The following is a 22,142-nucleotide window of genomic DNA, read 5'->3' as shown; positions in this document are numbered from 1 at the left end:
AATCTTGACGATCAAAACGGCTGTTCTGCTTGGCACATTCTCACTGGCGCTATCCGGCTGCGGCACCGCCGTCACCGTCCTGCAAAATGACGAAGACGCGGCGCGTGACCTGCGCAAACAAAAAACCTACTGCCAGTCCATCCCGCGAATCTACAGCGGGATGGCCTACGATTTTTGTGTGCTGAATGCACCGCCGGACCCCACGGGTTTTCTTGTACCACTGGTTTTGCTGGACCTGGCGTTGTCCGGTGCACTGGACACCGTTGCCTTGCCGTACACGATTTACCGGCAGGGGGCCGATGGCAATCTCAGGATTTACTGGCGGCCGGGTCGCGGATGATCCTGGCCATGCGTCCTGGCCTTGGGTCATGTTTACGCCGCTGATAACCGTAGGGTCATTCCCGGCATGTTTACGCTATAATCCCGCCCTTTAGCTGTCTCTCGCCCCTTGCGAGGGCACATTAATTTTTGAGGCGCGTTGCGCCTGCATGCAGACTAAAGAGGCTAGACCCCTGTGGCATTGACGATTCTTGGCCTGTCCGGCGCCCTTAGCCATGATCCTTCCGCAGCCTTGTACATCGACGGCAAGCTGGTCGCGGCGGCTGAAGAAGAGCGCTTTGTGCGCGATAAACATGCAAAGAACCGCATGCCATACGAATCGGCGAAGTTCTGCCTCGAGCAGGCGGGCATCAAGCCGTCCGACGTTGACGTGGTTGCGATTCCGTTCGCGCCGATCAGCCTGTTCGGCAAGGCACGCTGGCATTACGCCAAGCGTTACTGGTACGCCCCGGACCGCGCCCTCGACGCGATCCTGATGGGCAACCGTCGCTACAAGCGCTATCGCAACAAGATCGTCTGGTGCCTGGAGCAACTGGGCTTCGACCCGAAGAAAATCAAGATCGAGCCCGTCGAGCATCACCTGGCTCACGCTTCCAGCGCTTACCACTGCTCCGGTTTCAAAGAGAAAACCGCGATCCTCGGCATCGACGGCAAGGGTGAGTACGCCACGACCTTCTTCGGTTACGGCGAAAACGGCAAGATCCACAAGATCAAGGAATTCTTCGATCCGGATTCCCTCGGCGGCCTGTACGGTGCGATCACCGAGTTCCTCGGTTTCGAGATGCTCGACGGCGAGTTCAAGGTCATGGGCATGGCGCCGTACGGCGACGCCAGCAAGTACGACTTCTCCCGCCTGGCCTCGTTCGAGAACGGCGAGCTGGTGATCAACACCGACTACGCCAACGTCATCGGCCTGCGCCGTTATAAAGAGAAGGGCAAGGGTTTCTACTTCTCGCCGAAGCTGATCGAGTGGCTGGGTCCCAAGCGCGAAGGCGACATCGCCGACGAGCCGTACATCCACTACGCCGCGAGCATGCAAGCGCTGTTCGAGAAACTGGCGTTGCAGATGATCGACCATTACCTGGGCGACGTACTCAAGGAAACCGGCAAGCTGGCCTTCGCCGGCGGCTGTGCGTTGAACGTCAAGCTCAACCAGAAAATCATCGCCCGTGACGACGTCAAAGAGCTGTTCGTCCAGCCTGCGTCCGGCGATGCCGGCACTGCGGTCGGCGCGGCGGCTTACGTGTCTCACGCCCGTGGCGTGCCGGTCGAGAAGATGGAACACGTCTACCTCGGCCCGTCGTACAGCAACGAAGACGTGCTGGCAGCATGCGCCCGTCACCCGAGCAAGCCGGTATGGCGCAAGCTCGATAACATGCCGGAAAACATTGCCAAAATCATGGTCGATGGCAACCCGGTTGCGTGGTTCCAGGGTCGCATGGAGTTCGGTCCGCGTGCCTTGGGCGGTCGTTCGATCATCGGTTGCCCGAGCGCGACCGGCGTGGCTGACCGCATCAACCACCAGATCAAGTTCCGCGAGCGCTGGAGGCCTTTCTGCCCGTCGATGCTCGACACCGTCGCACCGCAGATGATCAAGATCGATCACCCGGCGCCGTTCATGACCTTCACCTTCGAAGTGGCTGAAGAGTGGAAAACCCGCGTGCCGGAAGTCGTCCACGAAGACGGCACGTCCCGGGCCCAGGTGCTCAAGCGCGAATACAACCCGCGCTACTACGACATGATGAAGGCGCTGGAAGTGCTGACCGGCAACGGCGTGTCGCTGAACACTTCGCTCAACCGTCGTGGCGAGCCGATGATCTGCTCGCCGACGGATGCCCTGAACATGTTCTTCGGCTCCGACCTGCAGTATCTGATCATGGAAGACATCCTGGTGGTCAAAGAGGGCGCGGACGCATATGACACGCTCGGCTGAACGCCATGTGCTGCAGTTCTGTCACGGCTATGACGGGCCGTTTCTGGACTGCGCCCGGCAGTACGCCAGCCTGTTCGCGGGGACCGGATATCGAGTGACCACGGTGTTTCTGACCGGGGTTGCAGACAGCGAGGTTGCCGCGGGCTGTGCTTCCGATGAAGTGTTGTTCATGGAATACAGCTCCAAGGCCATTCGTGGCCTGAAGCTGGGTGCCATCGGCGATCTGCGCAAGATCGCCGCTTCGCGCAACTTCAGCTTCTGCATCGCTCATCGTTTCAAGCCGATCTACATCGCCTTGTTGGGCACTTCGTTGCCGGTCATCGGTGTGCATCATGCGTTTGATGACTACAAGCGCGGCACTCGCAAACTCTTCGCCCATATTTTCCGCAAGCGCCTGAGTCTGCTCGGGGTTTCCGACGCGGTGCGCGATGACATGCGCGGTTGCTTGCCGAAATGGCCGGCCGGGCGGATTCAGACACTCTATAACCGCATCGATGTGCAAACCTTGCAAGACAGCCAGGTGTCCGTTCGTGAAGCCCGGGAAACCCTGGGGTTGTCGATGGATGCCTGGGTTGTCGGCAACGTCGGGCGGCTGCATCCGGACAAGGATCAGGCCACGTTGCTGGAAGGTTTTGCGACGGCTCTGCCGGGTTTGCCGGCTAACAGCCAACTGGTCATTTTGGGTACCGGTCGGCTGGAGCAGGACCTCAAGGCCCAGGCCCGCGAGTTGGGCATTGGCGATCGCGTACTGTTCCTTGGGCAGGTACCCGAGGCTCGGCGTTATTTCCGTGCCTTCGATGTTTTTGCCCTGAGTTCCGATCACGAGCCGTTCGGCATGGTGTTGCTGGAGGCCATGGCTGCCGGCGTGCCGTTGCTCGCCACGGCGTGTGGCGGCGCGAAGGAAGTGGTGGAAGGCGTTGGCATTCTGTTCCCGTTGGGCGATGCCGGGCACCTGGCTCAAGGGCTGCACCATCTGGCCTCAATGGATGAGCAACAACGTCGCCAGTGCGCCGAGCTGATGCTCGACCGCCTGCGTGAGCGCTTCTCCGACCGTGCCGTACGCGATGCTTTCTGGCGTTTGCCACACGTTACCGAACTGGCGCCGAGGGGCTGATGCTCAACCGACTACAAGGCTGGCGCGAGCGTGGCTGGGCGGTGGTCGATGCCTCGACATACGCCGAGGCCTGGCACCGTTATGGCGGCAGCGTCGCGACGCATCCGATGGTCGTCGAACGACTGGCTCATTTGGCCGGCATTCCCGTGCGCTATCTGGCCTGGGCGCAAAACGGTGACGTCCAGGCGGCCATCCCGACCTGGGGCCGCGACCTTGCCTTGTCCAAGGACGTGCTCAAGCGCAACGGTAAAAAAGGCCTGTTCGACCTCGGCAATGCCGAGCTCATCCTGCCGGCCGCTGCTGATACGCAAGCGCCCCTGCGCCATCGCGCCCGTTATCTGTCAGCACTGAATGAAGGCCGCTTCGCAGGCATCAGGTTGCAGGCTGAACAATTGGCCATGGCCCGCACTCCGGAAGAGCTGTCGAAGAAGTTTCGCTACAACCAGCGCCGCGAATTGCGCTTGCTGGAGGAGGCGGGCGGCGTGGTGCGGCCGGTCAGCGAGTTTTCCAGCCGAGAACTGGCCGCGATTTATTGCGACCTGTTTCAGCGTCGCTGGGGCTTTGCGGCCACCGGCGCCGAGCGCATGGGCGAAGTGATCGAGTTGCTGCGTGATTTGTTGATCGGTTCGGTGATTTTCCTCAACGACGCGCCGATCGCGATTCAGCTGGTTTACCGTGTCGAAGCGCCGCAATGGATCAGTGTCGAGTACATCAATGGTGGCGTGGACCCGCAAACCCGTGAATTCAGCCCTGGCAGCGTGCTGAGCTTTCTCAATACGCAAAGTGCCTGGGAGCATGCGCGAGCGCTGGACAAGCCCCTGCGCTTCTCCTTCGGTCGCGCCGATCGTGAATACAAGGATCGCTGGTGCAATCCTGTGCCAGTCTTCACCGTATGAGCCAATCCATGAGCCGTAAACAGCAATTGCTCAAGCGCCATCGGCGCCAGAAACGCATCGGCCTGCTGGTCGCGCTGGTGCTGTTGATTGCCATCGGCGTGCTGGTGGCCTGGTGGTTGCCGCTGATTCTGGCGGTCCTGGGCTGGATCGCTCACGAAGCATGGTTTGCCGACCATTTGTTTTATTCGCCCAAAGACGATTACGAGTACAGCTTCCCGCCCTATACCCAACAACCCAAGGTTCACCTGGACGGTGAGCATTTGCGGCTGGATGACGGCGTCATGCTGGTGGACGACGCGACCCTGGTGCTGGCGTTACGGATCAAAAGCACCTGGCTGGGGCGCTTTCTCGATCCAATAGTGGAGCTGTCGGGTGGCGACAGTCCGGACCGGCAAGTCTTTGAGCGTGGTGTGAGCGGTCTGCGTTACCTCAATCTCAGCGGCCAGGCGCAGGTTCTGTCCAAAGGCGAGTTGCGTTTGCGCGGGCGTTTCTGCCGATTGCTCGGCGAACCGGTACTTTGGGCGTTCGAACATCCGGATTACAGCAATCGGCGGGTGATGGTGATCGCGCCCCATGCCGACGATGCCGAATTGGCCGCGTTCGGCTTGTACAGCAGTGCCAGCGAAAGCTGGATCGTGACCTTGACCGCCGGTGAAATCGAGGCCGAACACTATCAGCAGATGGGGCTCAAAGGCGTCGAAGCATCCCGCTTGAAAGGTTCGCTTCGCGCCTGGGACAGTATCAGCGTGCCATTGTGGGGCGGCGTACCTCAGGAGCGCTGTGTCCAGCTGGGCTACTTCTGTCTGCAGTTGCCTGCCATGCAAAACGCGCCGGCCGAGGCCGTGTTGTCCCGCGAGGCGCAACTGGGTGATACCCGTTATTTTCGACGGTTCAATCCGTTCGCCCTGGGCAGTGATGTGGATGGCGTGCCGTCCTGGAACAACCTGCTGGCCGACCTGAAAGAGCTGATCGAGCGCATTCAGCCCCAGGTCATTGTCTTGCCGCATCCGCGCTTTGACCCGCACCCGGACCACCTGTGTTCGCAACAAGCAGTGATGCAGGCGCTGGGCGCTACAGCCTGGCAGCCCGAGACTTTGTTGCATTACGCCAATCACCTGCACGATAACGATCGCTGGCCAATGGGCGATGCCGGTGCGGGTGTGGCGATGCCTCCGCAGATCAGTGCCGAAGAGCCATTGCGCCCCTGGTCGCTTTGCCTGTCGACCGAAAAACAGTGGCACAAGGCCATGTCGTTGGGCATGATGCACGACCTTCAGCCGCGACTTCCCCTCAAGCGTTTACTCCGCCGGGCGATACAACGTTGCCTGGCTGCCAGGCAATGGCCGGCTTTCGGCGAAAACGAGTTCTTCCGTAAAGCGGTGCGACGCCATGAATTATTCTGGGTCCATGAGCTGTCGGGAAAGAGAGAGACCAATTGAAAGTTCTGTTTCTGGTGCAGAAAGAGCAGCGAGCGATCCTCGACCGGCTGTATGACGGTATCGCTGAGCAGTGCGAGTGTGACAAGCGCGAATTGACCAGTGAGGAACAGGACGACTTGCGTGGCTACTTTCGCAAGCACGTAGATGTCTCTCGCTATGACCGGATCGTGTTCTTCCTGCGCTTCAAAAAAGAAATCAGACAGGTGAGGTTCATACAGACCCTGCCCAATCTGGTTATTCTGGAACACGATGCGTACCAGAATTACATTCCGTGCAAGTACACCGGAAAGTTCAGCGCCCATTACCGCAAGTTGCCCTGGGCGCGGGTGATCAGCTCGGGTTACATGGTCAGCCAGCGCCTGTGCGATGAAGGCTTTGACGCGCATTTCGTGCCCAAGGGCTACGATCAGGCGCTGTTGCAGAACCGTCAGCGTGAACGTGACATCGAGCTGGGTTTCGTCGGCAGCCTGAACAGTGTTGCCTATGCCGGACGCAGGGCGATGCTCGAGTCCGTGGCCGAAGTCGAAAACCTGCTGATCACGCGCACCAAGTCGGGTGAGGAATACTGCGAGACGTTGAGCCGGATCCGTTATTTCGTGAGTGCCGATGTCGGCATGGGCGAATACATGATCAAGAATTTCGAGGCTATGGCCTGTGGTTGTGTGTTGTTTGCTTACGATCAGGGCGAAGAAGAGAATCGCGCATTGGGTTTTGTCGATATGCACAACATTGTGCTTTATCGAACGCGCGATGAATTGAGGGAAAAACTCGCGGTGTTGCGAGAGTCCCCGCAACTGACCGAGTCCATTTCATTGGCCGGGCAGGCTCTGGTAGAGCAGCGTTACACCTTCCGCGCCGTTGGGCATGCGATTGTCGACGCCCTGCGCGCGCCGCTACGCGAGCACGTTCCGCTGGGCTGGAAAGAAAAAATACGCTTAACGCTCGGGCTGTGAAGCCGGCGGTCAAACCACTAATGGAGCGGTGTAAATAAATGCTGTTCAGCGAGACTAGCGACATTTCGGTCGTCATCACCAGTTGCGGTCGCTTCGATCTGTTGAAGCGAACCCTGGAGACGTTTGACCGGTTCAATACGGCTCCCATCCGCAAGGTATTCATTACCGAGGACTCCGGCGACAGCGCCGTCGAGGCCTGCATTCCGGAGCACTGGCGTGCGCATACCCGGTTCTTCATCAACAATCCGCGACTGGGCCAGCTACGATCCATCGATGCGGCCTATGCCGAGGTGCAGACCTCGTGGATTTTCCACTGCGAAGATGACTGGGACTTCTACCGCGAAGGCTTTATCGAAGAGTCCCAATGCTTGCTGGAAGAAGATCCGCAAGCCTTGCAGGTGTGGCTGCGCAGCTTCAATCATGACCTCAAGGTTCACAGTCCTTATGTGTTTTTGAACGAGCGCAAAGTCAGCCACGGCATTCCTTTCTATGTGCTGGGCTCGCACAAGGCCGACTGGCAGGGCTTCTCCCTGAACCCGGGCTTGCGACGCCGTGCCGATTACCTGATTCATGCACCGTACTCCGCTTTTTCCGGAGAGAAAGACCTGTCGCGCCTGTATGCCGGCGAAAACCGCTATGCGCTGATTCTGGAGAACGACGCGGTACTGCACACCGGTTTCGGTGAGCACGTGGTGGTTCCACAGGAGCGGCAAAACAAGTTAAGGCGTAAACGTCTCGATCGAATCAAGCTGGTCGTGGCCCTGATTCTTGGTGTGGCAATAGGTTGGGTAGTCAATGGAATTTAGCGGCATGAAGCCAGGAAAAATCACCATCACGTCGTACTTCGGGGCAGCACTTTGCTTGTTCCTGTTGAGTTTTGTGGTGGGCTGGTCTTCGAAGTGGACCAACAACCTGTATTACGGCCTGATGGTTTTGCCTGGGCTGGTCTTTCTGGTCAAGGAGCGCGGGGCAGGCCTGTTCAAGCTCCCGTTGGCGCTGGGGTGGCTGGCTTTCCTGTTGTGGTTTCTGGTTCCGGCGACGATTGCCGGACATGCGCAGTTCTTCAAGCACATTTTCTATGTGCTGATGTTCGTGATGGTCGTGGGCGCCCTCACCAATCCACAGTTTTTCCGCAGCTCGGCCTTCGTTCGTGCGCAGTTCTGGGTCCTGACGTTGTACGTGTTCAGTTCGGCGATCTACGCCTGGGTGACCGGTGAGTATGCCGTCGGCATCCGTGTCGGACTGCTTCCAGGGCGTCTGGAAAATGTCATCTATGCCAGTATCTGGCTGTTCTGCGCATTGGGGCTGGCGCTGCCGATGTGGGTCAAGGAGCGGAGGCTGATCGAAGGTGGCCTGGCTGTCTTCCTAGCGGTGTTCGCCGTGGTCTTTGTCATGCAGACACGCACCGCGTTGGTGGGCGGAGCCTTCCTGCTGGGCGCCTGGCTGCTTTACGCGCTTTACAAGAAGCCGCGTCTGGTGGGCAGTGCGATGGCGGTTGGCCTGGTGATTCTCGGTCTGTTGTTCTGGATGGTGCACAACGAGCTTTGGTTCCTGTCCCTGTGGAACCGGGGTGATTCGTACCGCATCGAAATCTTCCACATCATGATCGGCGAGTGGCGCAACTGCGGTTGGGCGCTGGGCTGCGGCATCGGTTTCCATACTGAACAGTTGCTCGATGGCACGATGCCGATCCAGCATCCGCACAATATCTTCGTGGCCATGGGGCTTTACGGCGGTGCGGTGGCGTTGCTGCTGTTTGTCGGGTTGATGGTGGCTTCGCTGTGGCAAGCCTGGCGTCTGCGCGATGCGTGGGGTGTTTACCTGGCGTGTGCGTTGGTGATGCTGAACTTCGATGGAAGTTTGCTGATCGGCAACCCGGACGAGTTGTGGCCACTGGTGTTGCTGCCTTCGGCGATGATTCTCTCGCGTGTATTGAAAGCGCGACGCCAGGCACTGGCGTAATGCCTGACCTTCGCCTCCTCCCCGGAGGCGAAGGTGTCCAGATCATTTTTGCAGGGCGATGCTCAGTTCTTCCGCAGAGCAAACGCTCTGGGTCTGGCCATAATTCTGCATGAACACCTCACCGCGATCGTCGAGCAACCACTGGCGATCCTGCGGGTAACGCACCATATGCTTGAAGTTGCGCAGCCGCAGGGTCTTGCGCAGCGGACGGCGATAGACCCGCATATCGGCAATGTCGATCAAACCCAATTGATGCTCGGGCGTCAGCACGATGTTGCCCAGGTGCGCCGAGCGGAAATAGATCCCTCGCTCATGCAGGGTCGCCATGAACGCCCCCAACTGGCCGCGCAGCGGATCAGCGTCGCCTTCGTCGTCCAGCAACTGGCGCAGGGTCTGACCCGGTAACGGATCGTAGTGCACGGCATCGCGCTCGATACTCGCGATGCGGTAGACCTGACGAATCGACGGGCAGGGAATGTGCCGTTCACGCAATGCATCACAATTGTCGGCAAAACGTTTGGCGTACGGATACCAGGCGGCCGACGTCAACAGACGCTTGCGGCGGAACAGCTTGAGGATCGAGCCGTCCGTCAACCGCAGCACCTTGTCTCCCGAACCATCCGCTTCAAGGACTTGTGCACCCTCGCGCAGGGCGAGGTATCGGGTGTGGTCAAGCGCTTGCATCAATACTCCGGGGTCGACGCCGTGAGGCATGGATAGCCGGCCATATTACCGCAGCTCAGCGACTAAAATGGCCTGTGTTACACTCGCGGGCTCTTTTCTCATACAACGGGTTCTCATGACTAGCCCTGATTCGCCTGCGCCGTCGAGCTTGAAGATTTACCTGCGCCTGCTGTCGTATGTGCGCCCGTACTGGGGCCTGTTTGCCATCAGTATCATTGGCTTCGTGATTTTTGCCTCGACACAGCCGATGCTGGCCGGGATTCTCAAATACTTCGTCGACGGCTTGAGCAACCCCGAAGCGGTGCTGTTCCCGAATGTTCCCTACCTAAAAGACTTGCAGTTGCTGATGGCCGTGCCGCTGCTGATCATCCTGATCGCGGCATGGCAAGGCCTGGGGTCGTTCCTGGGCAACTATTACCTGGCCAAGGTCTCCCTCGGTCTGGTCCATGACCTGCGCGTCGAGCTGTTCAACAAATTGCTGGTTTTGCCCAACCGCTATTTCGACACCCATAACTCCGGGCACCTGATTTCGCGTATCACCTTTAACGTGACCATGGTCACCGGTGCTGCCACGGATGCCATCAAAGTGGTCATTCGCGAAGGCCTGACCGTGGTGTTCCTGTTTGCCTACCTGTTGTGGATGAACTGGCAACTGACCCTGGTGATGCTGGCGATCCTGCCGATCATCGCGATCATGGTCAGCAGCGCCAGCAAGAAATTCCGCAAGCAAAGCAAGAAGATCCAGGTGGCGATGGGCGACGTGACACACGTGGCGTCCGAAACCATTCAGGGCTATCGCGTGGTGCGCAGCTTCGGCGGTGAAAGCTATGAAGAGCGGCGCTTTGCCGAAGCCAGTCAGGGCAACACCGACAAGCAATTGCGCATGACCAAGACCGGCGCGGTCTACACGCCGATGCTGCAGTTGGTGATCTACACCGCCATGGCAGTGCTGATGTTCCTCGTGTTGTTCCTGCGCGGCGATGCCACCGCAGGTGACCTGGTGGCTTACATCACCGCCGCCGGCCTATTGCCGAAACCGATTCGCCAGTTGTCGGAAGTCAGTTCGACCATCCAGAAAGGCGTCGCCGGTGCCGAAAGCATTTTCGAGCAACTGGACGTCGAGCCTGAGATCGACACCGGCACCGTCGAGCGCGATCGCGTCAGCGGTCACCTGGAAGTGCGTAACCTGAGCTTCACCTACCCAGGTACCGACCGTGAAGTGCTGAAGAACATCAGCTTCACCGCGGCGCCGGGGCAAATGATCGCGTTGGTGGGGCGTTCCGGCAGCGGCAAGTCGACCCTGGCCAGTCTGATTCCGCGTTTCTATCACCATGAAACCGGCGAAATCCTGCTCGATGACGTTGAAATCGAAGATTACCGTCTGCGTAATCTGCGTCGGCATGTGGCGCAAGTGACGCAGCATGTGACCCTGTTCAACGACTCCATCGCCAACAACATTGCCTACGGCGACCTCGCCGGTGCGCCGCGTGAAGACATCGAAAAGGCCGCCGCGGACGCTTATGCGATGGACTTCATCTCGCAAATGCCGCAAGGCCTGGACACTCAGGTCGGCGAAAACGGCGTGTTGCTGTCCGGTGGTCAGCGTCAGCGTCTGGCGATTGCCCGGGCCTTGTTGAAGAACGCACCGTTGCTGATTCTCGACGAGGCGACCTCGGCGCTCGATACCGAATCCGAGCGGCACATTCAGGCGGCACTGGATCAGGTCATGAAAGGTCGCACCACGCTGGTGATCGCTCACCGCTTGTCGACCATCGAGAAGGCCGATCTGATCCTGGTCATGGATCATGGGGAAATTGTCGAGCGCGGCACCCACGCCCAGCTTCTGGCGCAAAACGGCTACTACTCGCGCCTGCATGCGATGGGGCTCGATGCACCGGCAGAAAACATCGCCTGACCCGACGCGAGGGTGAGCCTGGCTCACCCTCGCGCTCATCGACGTGCAATGCGTCCGGTGAATTGTATCCAGACCTTTACCTTTCTTGACCAAACCTGAATAAATCTCGGCAACGCGCTTGTTAAGGTTCCTGAACGAACTTTGACTTCAATCGAGGGGGCCATCCCCTTCGCGCGGGTGCTGCAATGTTGCAACGTTATCTCTGGAAGCTGTTGCCCAAGGCGCAACGGCAATTCTTGCTGGGGCGTCTGTCGGTCGTGGACCGTCAGGTGGTCAATCGGTCGATGTCGGCCAACCTGTGTTATCCCCAGCCTTTCACACAGCGTTCCTGTCTGTTCATTCACGTCCCCAAATGCGCCGGGAGCAGTGTCTGTGCGGCGCTGTTCGATGGCTGGAGCCCGGGGCACTTGCCCTTGTACTGGTACGAACAGCAATTTCCCGAGCAGTTTGCCGACAGTTTCAAGTTTGCTTTTGTTCGCGATCCGCTGGAAAGGGCGTACTCGGCCTACGCTTTTCTGCGGGGCAACGAGCTGAGTCTGCGCGACCGACCCGCACAAAAACTGGTCAGCCACTACCGCGATTTCGACGATTTCGTCGCTCGCTGGCTGCACCCGGAAACGATCCACCGGCAGCTGCATTTCGCTGCGCAAACGGATTTTCTCACCGATTCCTTCGGGCACCTGGCGCTGGATTTCATCGGTTATCAGGAACATCTGGAGCGCGACTTTCAGCGCGTGTGCGAGCAGGTGGGCGGCGCGGTACCGCTGCCGCACATCAACAGCTCGCAGCAGCGGCGCACGGCGCCTGCCCGTGACTTCTGCTCAGTGCTCACCCGCCGGTTGGTACGGCGGGTGTACCAGCGAGATTACGAGATGCTCGGTTATGAATGAGGCGCTGTCGATGTCAGTCCCCGGGATCAGGCCTTATGCGTTGTCGCTGTCGATCAACGACCGTGCCGCGATCAAATCGCAGCGGCCGCGCTGCCTCTGGCTGACGGGGTTGTCCGGCGCGGGCAAGTCAACGCTGGCCAATGCCCTTGAGCTGCAACTCAACGAGCTCGGGCGGCATACCTTTGTGCTCGATGGTGACAATCTGCGCGCCGGTCTGTGCCGTGACCTGGGGATGGGGGCTGAATGTCGTCGGGAAAATATCCGGCGCATGGCCGAGGTGGCGAGGCTGATGGTCGATGCCGGCCTGATCGTGATTGTTGCGGCGATTTCGCCGTTTCGGGCCGAGCGTGATGCGGCGCGACGGCTGTTCGCCGAGGGCGATTTTATCGAGGTGTATGTGAGCACCTCGTTCGCGGTATGCGCGCAGCGCGACCCAAAAGGCTTGTATCGGGCGGCCCGGCAAGGACGGATCAAGGATTTCACGGGGATCGACAGTCCCTACGAGGCACCGTTGTGCGCCGAGTGTGAAATCGACACGCAAACGCTGGAGATGGCAGACGCTTGCCGGCGGTTATCGGGTTTATTGCTCAATAAATGAGCAATAAACCCTGCAAAATCATCCCGTTGCAGCCGCCACACAAGCCCACGCCAACCCTGTGTTAATATCCCGCCCCTGTTCATTCTGTATGTGGGTTGCTCCATGAAGTTGTCCATGCCGCGATTCGATCAAGCCCCTGTCTTGGTGGTCGGCGATGTCATGCTCGACCGTTACTGGCATGGTGGTACCTCACGGATTTCCCCTGAGGCGCCGGTACCCGTCGTCAAAGTCGAGCAAATCGAGGACCGCCCGGGCGGTGCCGCGAACGTTGCCCTGAACATTGCCGCCCTCGGCGCACCGGCCTCGCTGGTCGGCGTGACCGGCGACGATGAAGCCGCCGACAGCCTGGCCAACAGCCTCAAGGGCGCTGGCGTACGGGCGTTGTTCCAGCGCATCGCGCACCAGCCGACCATCGTCAAGCTGCGGGTCATGAGCCGTCACCAGCAACTGCTGCGTATCGACTTTGAAGAACCCTTCGCCACCGACGCGTTGGCGCTCAGCGAGCAAGTCGATGAACTGCTCGAAGGCATCAAGGTGCTGGTGCTGTCCGACTACGGCAAAGGCGCGTTGAGAAATCATCAAGTGCTGATCCAGGCCGCCCGCGCCCGTGGCATTCCGGTGCTGGCCGATCCCAAGGGCAAGGATTTCTCGATCTACCGGGGTGCGAGCCTGATCACTCCGAACCTCAGCGAATTCGAGACCATCGTCGGCGGTTGCGCCGATGAGCATGAACTCGTGAGCAAGGGCGCGCAGCTGATGCACGACCTCGACCTCGGCGCGTTGCTGGTGACTCGCGGCGAACACGGTATGACCCTGTTGCGCCCGGATCATCCGGCGTTGCACCTGCCGGCTCGTGCACGTGAAGTGTTCGACGTGACCGGTGCCGGCGATACCGTGATTTCCACCCTGGCGGCGGCGATTGCCGCGGGCGAGGAATTGCCTCACGCCGTGGCCCTGGCCAACCTGGCGGCAGGCATCGTTGTCGGCAAGCTCGGTACGGCGGCCATCAGCGCCCCGGAACTGCGTCGCGCCATCCAGCGTGAAGAAGGTTCCGAGCGCGGTGTGCTGGGTCTTGAGCAGTTGTTGCTGGCGGTCGACGATGCGCGTGCGCACAAAGAGAAGATCGTCTTCACCAATGGCTGCTTCGACATCCTGCACGCCGGCCACGTGACGTACCTCGAACAGGCGCGCGCTCAAGGCGATCGTCTGATCGTTGCGGTCAACGACGATGCTTCGGTCAGCCGCCTGAAAGGGCCGGGTCGTCCGATCAACAGCGTCGACCGTCGCATGGCGGTACTGGCAGGTCTGGGTGCGGTGGATTGGGTGATCAGCTTCCCTGAAGGCACCCCGGAAAACCTGCTGCGCGAGGTCAAGCCGGACGTGCTGGTCAAGGGTGGGGACTACGGGATCGACCAGGTCGTCGGTGCGGACATCGTGACGGCGTATGGCGGAACGGTAAAAGTGCTGGGGCTGGTGGAAAACAGTTCCACGACCGCGATAGTCGAAAAAATCCGCAAGTCCGAGTGATACCAAACTTTTGTAGGAGCTGGCTTGCCAGCGATGGGCTCAAGGGCGCCGCGTTTACTCAGTAGACACGCGTCATCGTTAACGACCATCGCTGGCAAGCCAGCTCCTACAGGGTTAGGTGTACGCATGCTGGGTTTTTAGGAACTGACCTTCTTGCGCGGCACGATCTTTTTCAGCAATTGCTTCGCCTTCCCGCGCAACCGCGCCAAACCGGAATCTTTCCCCGGCGGGTTCAAGCCTTGCTGGCGCACCCAATCCTTCCAGCGAATCCGCTCATCGCGCACCAGCCAGCCTTGCTGCTGGGCAAAACTCTCTGCCAGATACAAGCCGCGCGTGCTCGCCGGGTAAAGGTGATCCTTTTTCAGGGTATACAACTCGGCCATCGGCTGGCCGTCCTGCAACGGCATCAGGTACAAGTCGGGACGCTTGCGGTCTAGTCGGGCCACCAGTTGATCGCCCTCCAGTCGTTCGTCGACATGAAACAGGCTCAGGGATTTGGCTTCCTTGGGCACGTCCAGGCGCAAGTCATAGATCAGTTGCAGCGACGCGGTCGGCAGGTGCACATAGGCGCGCGGTCGTTCGATCAACTGCAGGTTGGCGCAGCGCACCGGCCGCGCCGAGCCGGATAGCGGCGTCAATCGAAACGGCAACGCCTCGCGATAGTGCAGCGCGGCGGAGTAGGGCGCCGGCAGCCAGGTGTCGTTGAAGCGCCCGCCGAGCCAGCCTTCCGGCGTTTCCAGCAGGCACTCTTCGGCAATCTCCTGGATGGCGGTGTGCAGCGGCAGGTTCAGTTCGTGGGCCGGCACGTAACCGGAGATCAGCTTGAGCACCACATCGCCACGGTCTTGCCGACGCTGACGTACCAACACCCAGTAATCGCGATTCTGCCAATGCAGGGTCAGGCGTACCGAAACCCCGAGATTGGCCAGCTCCACGGCGAACCGTTCGCTGTCAGCCACCGTCACCGGGCGGCGACGTTGCAAGGTCTGGGAAAAATTCAGCGGCATCCCGACGCTTTGATAACTCAGGCCTTCGGGAGTCGCTTCGACGAATAACGGCAGGGTCTTGAAGTTGCTCGGGTTCTTTCTAATGAGCGTACGCGGCATGTCGGCTCCTGCTTAAGGCCGCGTGGGGCGGCATCAGTTGCTACGTAGGACCTGGGCAACGGTCGCGACGTTGTGGGCGAGGTGCAGCGGATTGATGGTCCCGACAATAGCACTGGCCACACCCGGATGTTCAAACAACAACTCGAAACTGGCGCGCACCGGATCCACACCTGGACTCAGGCAGACGTGACCGCTGGCGAGGGCTTTTTTGACCAGGATGGCTTTGCCGTGATCAGCAGCATAGTCAATGACCGGCTTCTCGTTCCGTTCGTTCAGATTGTAGGTGACCATCGCGCAATCACCTTGTTCCAGAGCCTTCAAACCGCCTTCCACGGTTTTGCCGGAGAAACCATAGCCACGAATCTTGCCTTCGGCCTTGAGCGCGGCGAGGGTCGCGTAGACTTCGCTGTCGTTGAGGATCGCCAGGTCGTTGCCGTCGGAGTGCACCAGCACCAGATCGATAAAATCGGTTTCCAGACGTTGCAGGCTGCGTTCCACCGAGAGCCGGGTGTGCGCGGCGCTGAAATCGTGGCGGGACTGGCCGTCGGCAAACTCTTCGCCGACCTTGCTGACGATCACCCAGTCCTGGCGTTGACCGCGCAACAACGGGCCGAGTCGTTCTTCACTGCGACCATAGGCCGGGGCGGTGTCGATCAGGTTGATGCCCAGGTCGCGCGTGAGTTTGAGCAGCATGCGCGCTTCGTCATCGTCGGGGATCTGGAAGCCGTTGGGGTATTTCACGCCTTGATCACGGCCGAGTTTGACGGTGCCCAAGCCCAGGGGCGAAACCATCAGGCCGGTGCTGCCCAGCGGGCGATGCAAGTCGTGCAGGGTCGGTTGGCTCATGGCAGCAGTTGCTCCCAGGCCGGGACGCCCATCGGCGGCTTTGGCAACTCGGGCAGCGGCGCGGGATGGCTTGGCTGGATGCCGTCACGTTGCAATGAGCTGATGACGCGGTCGGCAAAGTCCGGCGCCAGCGCCAGTTTGGTCGGCCAGCCGACCAGCAAGCGGCCTTCTTCGGCAAGGAAGGCGTTGTCCGGTCGCGTCAGGCCCGATTGCAGCGGCTCGGCGCGGTCCACGCGCAAGGTCGCCCATTGCGCGGTGCTCAAGTCGATCCATGGCAGCAATTGGCCGAGTTCTTTTTGCGCGGTGGCGATTTGCTCGGCCGGTTCGCGGGCAACCCCTTCGGCCTCGGCGATATCGCCACCCAGGTACCAGACCCATTGGCCATCGGCGGCCGGATGGGTGGTCACGGTGATGCGCGGCTTGGTGCCGCCCCCCAGGCAATGGGCGTACAGCGGTTTGAGGCCGGGCCCTTTGGCGATGATCATGTGCAGCGGTCGACGTTGCATGGCGGGCTTGGTCAGCCCCAGTGCTTCGAGTAGCGCTGCCGTCCCGGCACCGGCGCTCAAGATGATGCGTTGGGCGCGGATTTCACGCTCGTCGACCTTCAGGCCGACCAGAACGCCAGCGTCCAGCAACGGCTCGATCGTCTTACCGGCGAGCAAGCCGTCACCGGCCAGGTCGGCGAGGCGCTGAATCAGGCTTGGCACGTCGATCACCAGTTCTGCCAGGCGATAGACCTTGCCCTTGAAGCGCTTGTCTTGCAGGGCCGGCGGCAATTGGTCGCCCTTGACCTGATCGACGCGACCGCGCACGGCTTTGCTGGCAAAGAAACTGGTGAGGTTGCCGGCGATCGTGCCGGGGGACCAGAGGTAATGGGCTTCGGACAACAGGCGCACACCGGACAAATCCAGTTCACCGTCACCGGCCAGGGCTTCACGCCAGCGGCGCGGCATGTCGGCGATGGCTTCCGAGGCGCCGGTCAGGGCGCCATGCAGCGCGTACTTGGCGCCGCCGTGGATGATGCCTTGGGACTTCAGGCTCTGCCCGCCACCGAGGGTGGCGCTTTCCACCAACACGGTCGAAAAACCCTGGCGGCGCAGGCGCGCATTCAGCCAGAGGCCGGCGACACCAGCGCCGACAATCAAAACGTCGGTGGAAATAACGGATGGCATGCAGCGACCTCAGTGTTCAAGACGAGGGCGCAGTATACAGACTCGAAGAAGTGGGGATTTGTTGGTGATCAAACTGTGGGAGCGGGCTTGCTCGCGAAGGCGGTGCGTCAGGCAACTTTTATATTGCCTGACACGCCGCCTTCGCGAGCAAGCCCGCTCCCACAATGGGATTGTGTTTCAGGGCTTAGTGCCCGGCGGTTTTGGAGAAGAGCTGGATGACCACAACGCCAAGCACGATGAGCGCCATCCCGAGCATCGCCGGCACATCCAGCTTCTGCCCGTAGATAAACAGCGCCGCGACGCTGACCATCACGATCCCCATGCCGGCCCACACCGCGTACGCCACACCCACCGGCACGCTGCGCACCACCAATGTCAGCATCCAGAAGGCAATGCCATAACCGACGATCACCAGAATCAGCGGCAGCGGTGTGCTGAAGCCTTTGACCGCTTTCATCGAAACAGTGGCGATCACTTCGGCGCAGATGGCGATGGCCAGGTAGTAGTAAGCGGTCATGGGTGCATCCTCGTGTGAAGTGTTGCTTTATGAGGTCGGCATTTTAGAGGTTGCTCAGATGGGGTAAAGTCATTACCTATCTGTATGGGAGATGGGTTGTCCATGAACATTCAATGGAATCTGGAGCAGTTGCGTTTGTTCGTCAGCGTTGCCGAGCAGCGATCGTTTTCCGCTGTGGCGCGGGACCAGCGCAAGGCGCAGTCGGCGGTCAGCAGTTCGATAGCGCTGTTGGAAGAAGACCTGGGTGTGAGCCTGTTCGACCGCAGCAGCGGCCGGCAGCCCAAACTCACTGAGGCCGGCAATGCGTTGCTGGATGAGGCGCGGGAAGTGCTGCGTCAATGCGAGCGCCTGAATGGTCGGGCGCTGGCAATGACGCGTGGCCAGGAAGCTCGCCTGCGCGTGGCTCAGGATGAGGCGATGCCGTATCAGCCGATCATTGAAAGTTTCGAAGCCCTGGCGGAACAGTTTCCCAGCCTTGAAGTGCAATTGACCAGCGCTGCCCAGGGCGATGTGGCGCGCAAGCTGGTGGAGCGTCGGGCCGATCTCGGTTTGTTGTTTTATCACGATCAGATTCCCGAGGCGCTCGAACGGCGAGTGCTGGGCAGCGTCGAAATGGTCACGGTGTGCGGCGTCGGGCATCCATTGGCGACACAGGCTCCGGTCGATTGTCAGCAACTGGCGCAGCATCGGCAGTTGCTGATGTCGACCCAGTCCAGTGTGTATCCCGGCAGCGAGCCGGCCAGCCCGCAGGTCTGGCGGGCCGACAGTTTCTACGTGATGGCCGAATGGCTGGTGCGTGGCCTCGGCTGGGCCTGGCTTCCACGGCACGTGGTGCAGTATCCGGCGTATCAGGGGTTGATGGTCGAACTGGCCAGCGAATGGACGCCGCCGGCACTGGTGGTGGAGCTGGTCTGGCGCCGCGATGAACCGCTCGGCCCGGCGGCCCGTTGGCTGGCGGAACGTTTTGCCGTGCACTTGCAGGCGATCGGCGAAAAAACCGATAAACTCCGCCGCCATGAATAGAACTCTCTACACCGCGCTGTTTTACCTGGGGCTGCCACTGGTAGCGATTCGGCTGTGGCTGCGCTCGCGCAAGGCACCGGCGTATGCCAAACGCATCGGCGAGCGGTTCTCGCTCGGGCTGCCGGCGATGAAGCCAGGCGGCATTTGGGTGCACGCGGTGTCCGTGGGCGAGAGCATTGCCGCAGCGCCGATGATTCGCGCGTTGCTGCAACGTTATCCAGCGCTGCCGATCACCGTGACCTGCATGACGCCGACGGGCTCCGAACGCATCCACGCCTTGTTCGCCAACGAGCCGCGCATCCAGCACTGCTATTTGCCTTACGACTTGCCATGCGCGGCGGCGCGGTTTCTTGACCGGGTCCGGCCAACACTGGCGGTGATCATGGAAACCGAGCTCTGGCCCAACCACATTCATCAATGCGCCAAACGCGGGATTCCTGTGGCGCTGGCCAACGCACGACTGTCCGAGCGTTCCGCCAAAGGCTATGGCCGCTTCGGTAAATTGACTCAGCCGATGCTCGCCGAAATGAGCCTGTTCGCCGTGCAGACCGAAGCCGAGGCCCAGCGCTTCCGCGATTTGGGCGCCCGTGCGGAAACGGTTGAAGTGACCGGTTCGATCAAGTTCGACCTGACCATCGACCCGCAACTGCTCCAGCGTGCGACCGAGTTGCGTGGGCAATGGCGGGCGCAGGAGCGTCCGGTGTGGATCGCCGCCAGCACTCACGACGGTGAAGACGAAGTGGTGCTGGCGGCGCATCGTCAGTTGCTTGCCGGTCATCCCGATGCGTTGCTGATTCTGGTGCCGCGTCATCCAGAGCGTTTCAACGCGGTGTTCGAGCTTTGCAGGCAGCAGGGTTTCGCCACGGTGCGTCGTTCCTCCGGCGAGCCGGTTACCGCCGATACGTCGGTGTTGCTCGGTGACACCATGGGCGAGTTGCTGTTTTTGTACGCCCTGGCCGACAGCGCTTTTGTCGGCGGCAGTCTGGTGCCGAACGGTGGCCATAACTTGCTGGAACCCGCCGCGCTGGCGAAACCGGTGCTCAGTGGGCCGCACCTGTTCAACTTCCTCGAAATCGCCGCGCAGTTGCGCAGCGCCGGGGCGTTGCAGGAAGTGGAAGATGCCGAGGGTTTGGCGCTGGCAGTGCAGCGGTTGTTCGAATTGCCGCGCGATGCGCAGCGAATGGCAGACGCGGGGCTGAAAGTGATGCGCACCAATCAGGGCGCGTTGCAGCGGTTGCTGGATGGGTTGGATCGATTGATCAATCGCTGACCTGTAGGAGCCAGGCTTGCCGGCGAAGGCTTCCTTGAAATCGCCTTCGCCGGCAAGCCTGGCTCCTACGGGTTTTGCGTGAACCTCAAAATCACCGTCATCCCCGATTCTGTAGGAGCCGGCTTGCTGGCGATGGCGTCTTCGGAATCGCCATCGCCGGCAAGCCGGCTCCTACAAAGAGTCGCGTCGAATACTATTGCCCCGGTTTTGCCTTTAACTGCTCAGCCGCAGCCTTGGCCAGGTCCGGTGGCAGGAAGTCCTTGTCCGGGTTGTAGTCAGCCTTGAGATAGCGTTTCAGGTCCTGCAAATCCCCCGGGTTCAGCGTGCCGGCGGCCTGCTTCAGGCGCAGGTTGTCGAGGATGTAGTCGTAGCGGGTGTTGTTGTAATTGCGCACCGAGGTGTACAGCTGACGCTGCGCGTCGAGCACATCGACGATGTTGCGCGTACCCACCTGATAACCGATTTCGGTCGCTTCCACCGCGCTCTGGTTGGAGATGATCGACTGCTTGCGCGCCTGCACCTGCTCGACATCAGTGTTCACCGCGCGGTGCAGGTTGCGGGTGTTCTCCACCACTTGCCGACGCAGACTCTCACGCTGTTGTTCGGTCTGGTCCAGTTGCGAGTACGACTGGCGAACCTGCGAACTGGTCAGCCCGCCGCTGTAGATCGGGATGTTCAATTGCAGCGCCAGCGTGCGTTGCTCGACGGGGCCACCATACGGCTGGCCGAAGCCGTTCGGGTTGCTGAAGCCCAAGGCATCGTTGTCGCCTTTCTCATACTTGGCCACCGCATCCACCGTTGGTGCGTGGCCGGCCTTGCGCTGCTTCAGGGTTTCTTCGGCGGCGCTGACCGCGTAGTTGCTGGCCAGCAGATTCAGGTTCTGTTTGGCGGCGGTGTCGACCCAGGCCTTGGCGTCGTTCGGCGCCGGCGGCAGGATCGGCAAGGTGTGGACGATGCCCTGAATCGAGTTGTACTGACGGTTGGTCAGGGTGATCAACGCTTCAAACGCATCATCCACCTGACGCTGCGCAACGATCCGGTTGGCCCGTGCGGTGTCGTAACTGGCTTGCGATTGCAGCACGTCGGTCTTGTCCGACAGGCCGACATCGAAGCGTTCGTTGGACTGGTCGAGCTGACGCTTGAATGCCGCTTCTTCAGCCTTGGTCGAGGCCAGGTTGTCCTGGCTGCGCAGCACGTTGAAGTAGTCCTCGGCGGTTTGCAGGATCAGGTTCTGCTCGGTCGCCGAGAGTTGCAGGGCGGCTTGCTCATTGACGTCCTTGGCGGCCTGGTACTGGAACCAGCGATCGGCACGAAACAAAGGCTGAGCCAACGTTGCCTGATAGGAGTTGGCGCTACGGTTGGCAACGGACGACGGTTGATCGATATCGGTGCGCACGTTGGCCAACTGGGCGCCACCGGAAATATTCGGCAGCAAGCCGGCGCGCGCCTGGGGCACGACTTCTTTCTGCGCGCCATATTGGGCGCGGGCGGCGGCCAGGTCGGCGTTGTTGTCCACCGCTTCCTGGTAGACGCTGACCAGATCGGTCTTGGTCGATAAGGGCGCTTCTGCTGCCCAGGCCATTCCATTGGAAGCACAAGACACGGCAAGGGCCAGTGAGAGTTTGCGCAGCATGAGGCCATCCCTAAAAATTACACTGATAATTTGAGCGCCAAAGGTACGGCGCAGCCCATTCAGCGTCAATGCGCGACATGGCCGTTGCGAGTGTAGTTGCGCATACGTGCGGCAACAATCGTCTGATTGCGCCATTCATCATGGTGTTTACTGCGGTGTTGGCGTTCTTTGTCAGTTGTGTCTAGACTGGCCGGGTTCTTGTCGGGGTGCCTTGCTATGAGGCTGAGATCGAATAATTTCGGATCCCGTTGAACCTGATCAGGTTAGCGCCTGCGTAGGGAACAAGATTTCTCGTCACCCGGCGAGTCCTCTTGTGCTTCGTCCG

Annotated in this window: 20 protein-coding genes and 1 riboswitch; of the genes, 14 read left to right on the top strand and 6 right to left on the bottom strand. The window is 60.4% G+C overall.

Going from position 1 to position 22,142, the window contains the following annotated elements:
• Positions 1-4: 4 nt before the first annotated feature.
• The 8 genes from ACM6IO_RS26130 to ACM6IO_RS26095 all read left to right on the top strand — a co-directional run bounded on the left by ACM6IO_RS26130 (position 5) and on the right by ACM6IO_RS26095 (position 8,636).
• The gene (locus ACM6IO_RS26130) at positions 5-340 is read left to right on the top strand and encodes a YceK/YidQ family lipoprotein (protein WP_192226902.1); all 336 of its coding nucleotides are present in this window, start codon (positions 5-7) and stop codon (positions 338-340) included.
• A 174-nt stretch (positions 341-514) separates the two neighbouring features.
• On the top strand, positions 515-2,272 hold the full coding sequence (locus ACM6IO_RS26125; protein WP_008040362.1) for a carbamoyltransferase: 1,758 nt from the start codon (positions 515-517) through the stop codon (positions 2,270-2,272).
• Positions 2,256-3,386 carry a glycosyltransferase gene (locus tag ACM6IO_RS26120; RefSeq protein WP_414912497.1) on the top strand — a complete coding sequence of 377 codons (1,131 nt, stop codon included), beginning with the start codon at positions 2,256-2,258 and terminating at the stop codon, positions 3,384-3,386. The genes ACM6IO_RS26125 and ACM6IO_RS26120 overlap by 17 nt, the downstream gene beginning before the upstream one ends.
• A complete protein-coding gene (locus ACM6IO_RS26115) occupies positions 3,386-4,282 on the top strand; it encodes an antimicrobial resistance protein Mig-14 (protein WP_192226904.1) in 897 nt (298 codons plus the stop codon). Before ACM6IO_RS26120 ends, ACM6IO_RS26115 begins: the two co-directional genes overlap by 1 nt.
• A gap of 8 nt (positions 4,283-4,290) precedes the next feature.
• On the top strand, positions 4,291-5,721 hold the full coding sequence (locus tag ACM6IO_RS26110) for a PIG-L deacetylase family protein (protein ID WP_223555220.1): 1,431 nt from the start codon (positions 4,291-4,293) through the stop codon (positions 5,719-5,721).
• Positions 5,718-6,674: a glycosyltransferase family protein gene (locus tag ACM6IO_RS26105; protein WP_008027864.1), complete on the top strand. Its 957-nt coding sequence runs from the start codon at positions 5,718-5,720 to the stop codon at positions 6,672-6,674. Before ACM6IO_RS26110 ends, ACM6IO_RS26105 begins: the two co-directional genes overlap by 4 nt.
• 38 nt (positions 6,675-6,712) lie before the next feature.
• A complete protein-coding gene (locus tag ACM6IO_RS26100) occupies positions 6,713-7,480 on the top strand; it encodes a hypothetical protein (RefSeq protein WP_008040375.1) in 768 nt (255 codons plus the stop codon).
• Positions 7,481-7,484: 4 nt separating this feature from the next.
• A complete protein-coding gene (locus ACM6IO_RS26095) occupies positions 7,485-8,636 on the top strand; it encodes an O-antigen ligase family protein (protein ID WP_008040383.1) in 1,152 nt (383 codons plus the stop codon).
• Positions 8,637-8,678: 42 nt separating this feature from the next.
• Here the strand turns inward: ACM6IO_RS26095 and ACM6IO_RS26090 are convergent, their stop codons facing one another.
• Positions 8,679-9,320, bottom strand: a complete 642-nt coding sequence (locus ACM6IO_RS26090) for a hypothetical protein (RefSeq protein WP_008040384.1) — start codon at positions 9,318-9,320, stop codon at positions 8,679-8,681.
• Positions 9,321-9,435: 115 nt separating this feature from the next.
• Here ACM6IO_RS26090 and msbA point away from each other — a divergent pair, with 115 nt between their 5' ends.
• From msbA to hldE, 4 genes are all read left to right on the top strand, one after another.
• Positions 9,436-11,235: a lipid A export permease/ATP-binding protein MsbA gene (msbA, locus tag ACM6IO_RS26085; protein WP_008040387.1), complete on the top strand. Its 1,800-nt coding sequence runs from the start codon at positions 9,436-9,438 to the stop codon at positions 11,233-11,235.
• Between the two features lie 185 nt (positions 11,236-11,420).
• On the top strand, positions 11,421-12,125 hold the full coding sequence (locus ACM6IO_RS26080) for a sulfotransferase family 2 domain-containing protein (RefSeq protein ID WP_414912496.1): 705 nt from the start codon (positions 11,421-11,423) through the stop codon (positions 12,123-12,125).
• Positions 12,118-12,723 carry an adenylyl-sulfate kinase gene (cysC, locus tag ACM6IO_RS26075; RefSeq protein ID WP_008040391.1) on the top strand — a complete coding sequence of 202 codons (606 nt, stop codon included), beginning with the start codon at positions 12,118-12,120 and terminating at the stop codon, positions 12,721-12,723. Before ACM6IO_RS26080 ends, cysC begins: the two co-directional genes overlap by 8 nt.
• 102 nt (positions 12,724-12,825) lie before the next feature.
• Positions 12,826-14,250: a bifunctional D-glycero-beta-D-manno-heptose-7-phosphate kinase/D-glycero-beta-D-manno-heptose 1-phosphate adenylyltransferase HldE gene (gene hldE, locus ACM6IO_RS26070; protein ID WP_008040393.1), complete on the top strand. Its 1,425-nt coding sequence runs from the start codon at positions 12,826-12,828 to the stop codon at positions 14,248-14,250.
• A gap of 137 nt (positions 14,251-14,387) precedes the next feature.
• Here the strand turns inward: hldE and ACM6IO_RS26065 are convergent, their stop codons facing one another.
• The 4 genes from ACM6IO_RS26065 to ACM6IO_RS26050 all read right to left on the bottom strand — a co-directional run bounded on the left by ACM6IO_RS26065 (position 14,388) and on the right by ACM6IO_RS26050 (position 17,891).
• Positions 14,388-15,356, bottom strand: a complete 969-nt coding sequence (locus ACM6IO_RS26065) for a hypothetical protein (RefSeq protein WP_008040396.1) — start codon at positions 15,354-15,356, stop codon at positions 14,388-14,390.
• A gap of 33 nt (positions 15,357-15,389) precedes the next feature.
• Positions 15,390-16,202, bottom strand: coding sequence for an aldo/keto reductase (locus ACM6IO_RS26060; protein WP_008027882.1), 813 nt, complete (start codon positions 16,200-16,202; stop codon positions 15,390-15,392).
• Complete coding sequence (locus ACM6IO_RS26055) at positions 16,199-17,374, bottom strand: NAD(P)/FAD-dependent oxidoreductase (RefSeq protein WP_192226910.1); 1,176 nt, start codon at positions 17,372-17,374, stop codon at positions 16,199-16,201. The genes ACM6IO_RS26060 and ACM6IO_RS26055 overlap by 4 nt, the downstream gene beginning before the upstream one ends.
• Before the next feature lie 184 nt (positions 17,375-17,558).
• Positions 17,559-17,891: a DMT family transporter gene (locus ACM6IO_RS26050; RefSeq protein ID WP_008027887.1), complete on the bottom strand. Its 333-nt coding sequence runs from the start codon at positions 17,889-17,891 to the stop codon at positions 17,559-17,561.
• Between the two features lie 102 nt (positions 17,892-17,993).
• Between ACM6IO_RS26050 and ACM6IO_RS26045 the strand changes: the two genes are divergently transcribed.
• Positions 17,994-18,914, top strand: a complete 921-nt coding sequence (locus ACM6IO_RS26045) for a LysR family transcriptional regulator (RefSeq protein WP_008040402.1) — start codon at positions 17,994-17,996, stop codon at positions 18,912-18,914.
• Positions 18,907-20,184, top strand: coding sequence for a lipid IV(A) 3-deoxy-D-manno-octulosonic acid transferase (waaA, locus tag ACM6IO_RS26040; protein WP_414912495.1), 1,278 nt, complete (start codon positions 18,907-18,909; stop codon positions 20,182-20,184). Before ACM6IO_RS26045 ends, waaA begins: the two co-directional genes overlap by 8 nt.
• 193 nt (positions 20,185-20,377) lie before the next feature.
• Here waaA and ACM6IO_RS26035 read toward each other — a convergent pair whose 3' ends face one another.
• Complete coding sequence (locus tag ACM6IO_RS26035; protein ID WP_207284716.1) at positions 20,378-21,817, bottom strand: TolC family outer membrane protein; 1,440 nt, start codon at positions 21,815-21,817, stop codon at positions 20,378-20,380.
• A gap of 192 nt (positions 21,818-22,009) precedes the next feature.
• Positions 22,010-22,115: riboswitch (TPP riboswitch) on the top strand.
• The last annotated feature ends 27 nt before the right edge of the window (positions 22,116-22,142 follow it).

The sequence above is a fragment of the Pseudomonas sp. IT-P44 genome, from assembly GCF_949768225.1.
Taxonomy (GTDB): Bacteria; Pseudomonadota; Gammaproteobacteria; order Pseudomonadales; family Pseudomonadaceae; genus Aquipseudomonas; species Aquipseudomonas migulae.
This window is presented reverse-complemented; position numbering and strand designations above follow the sequence as displayed.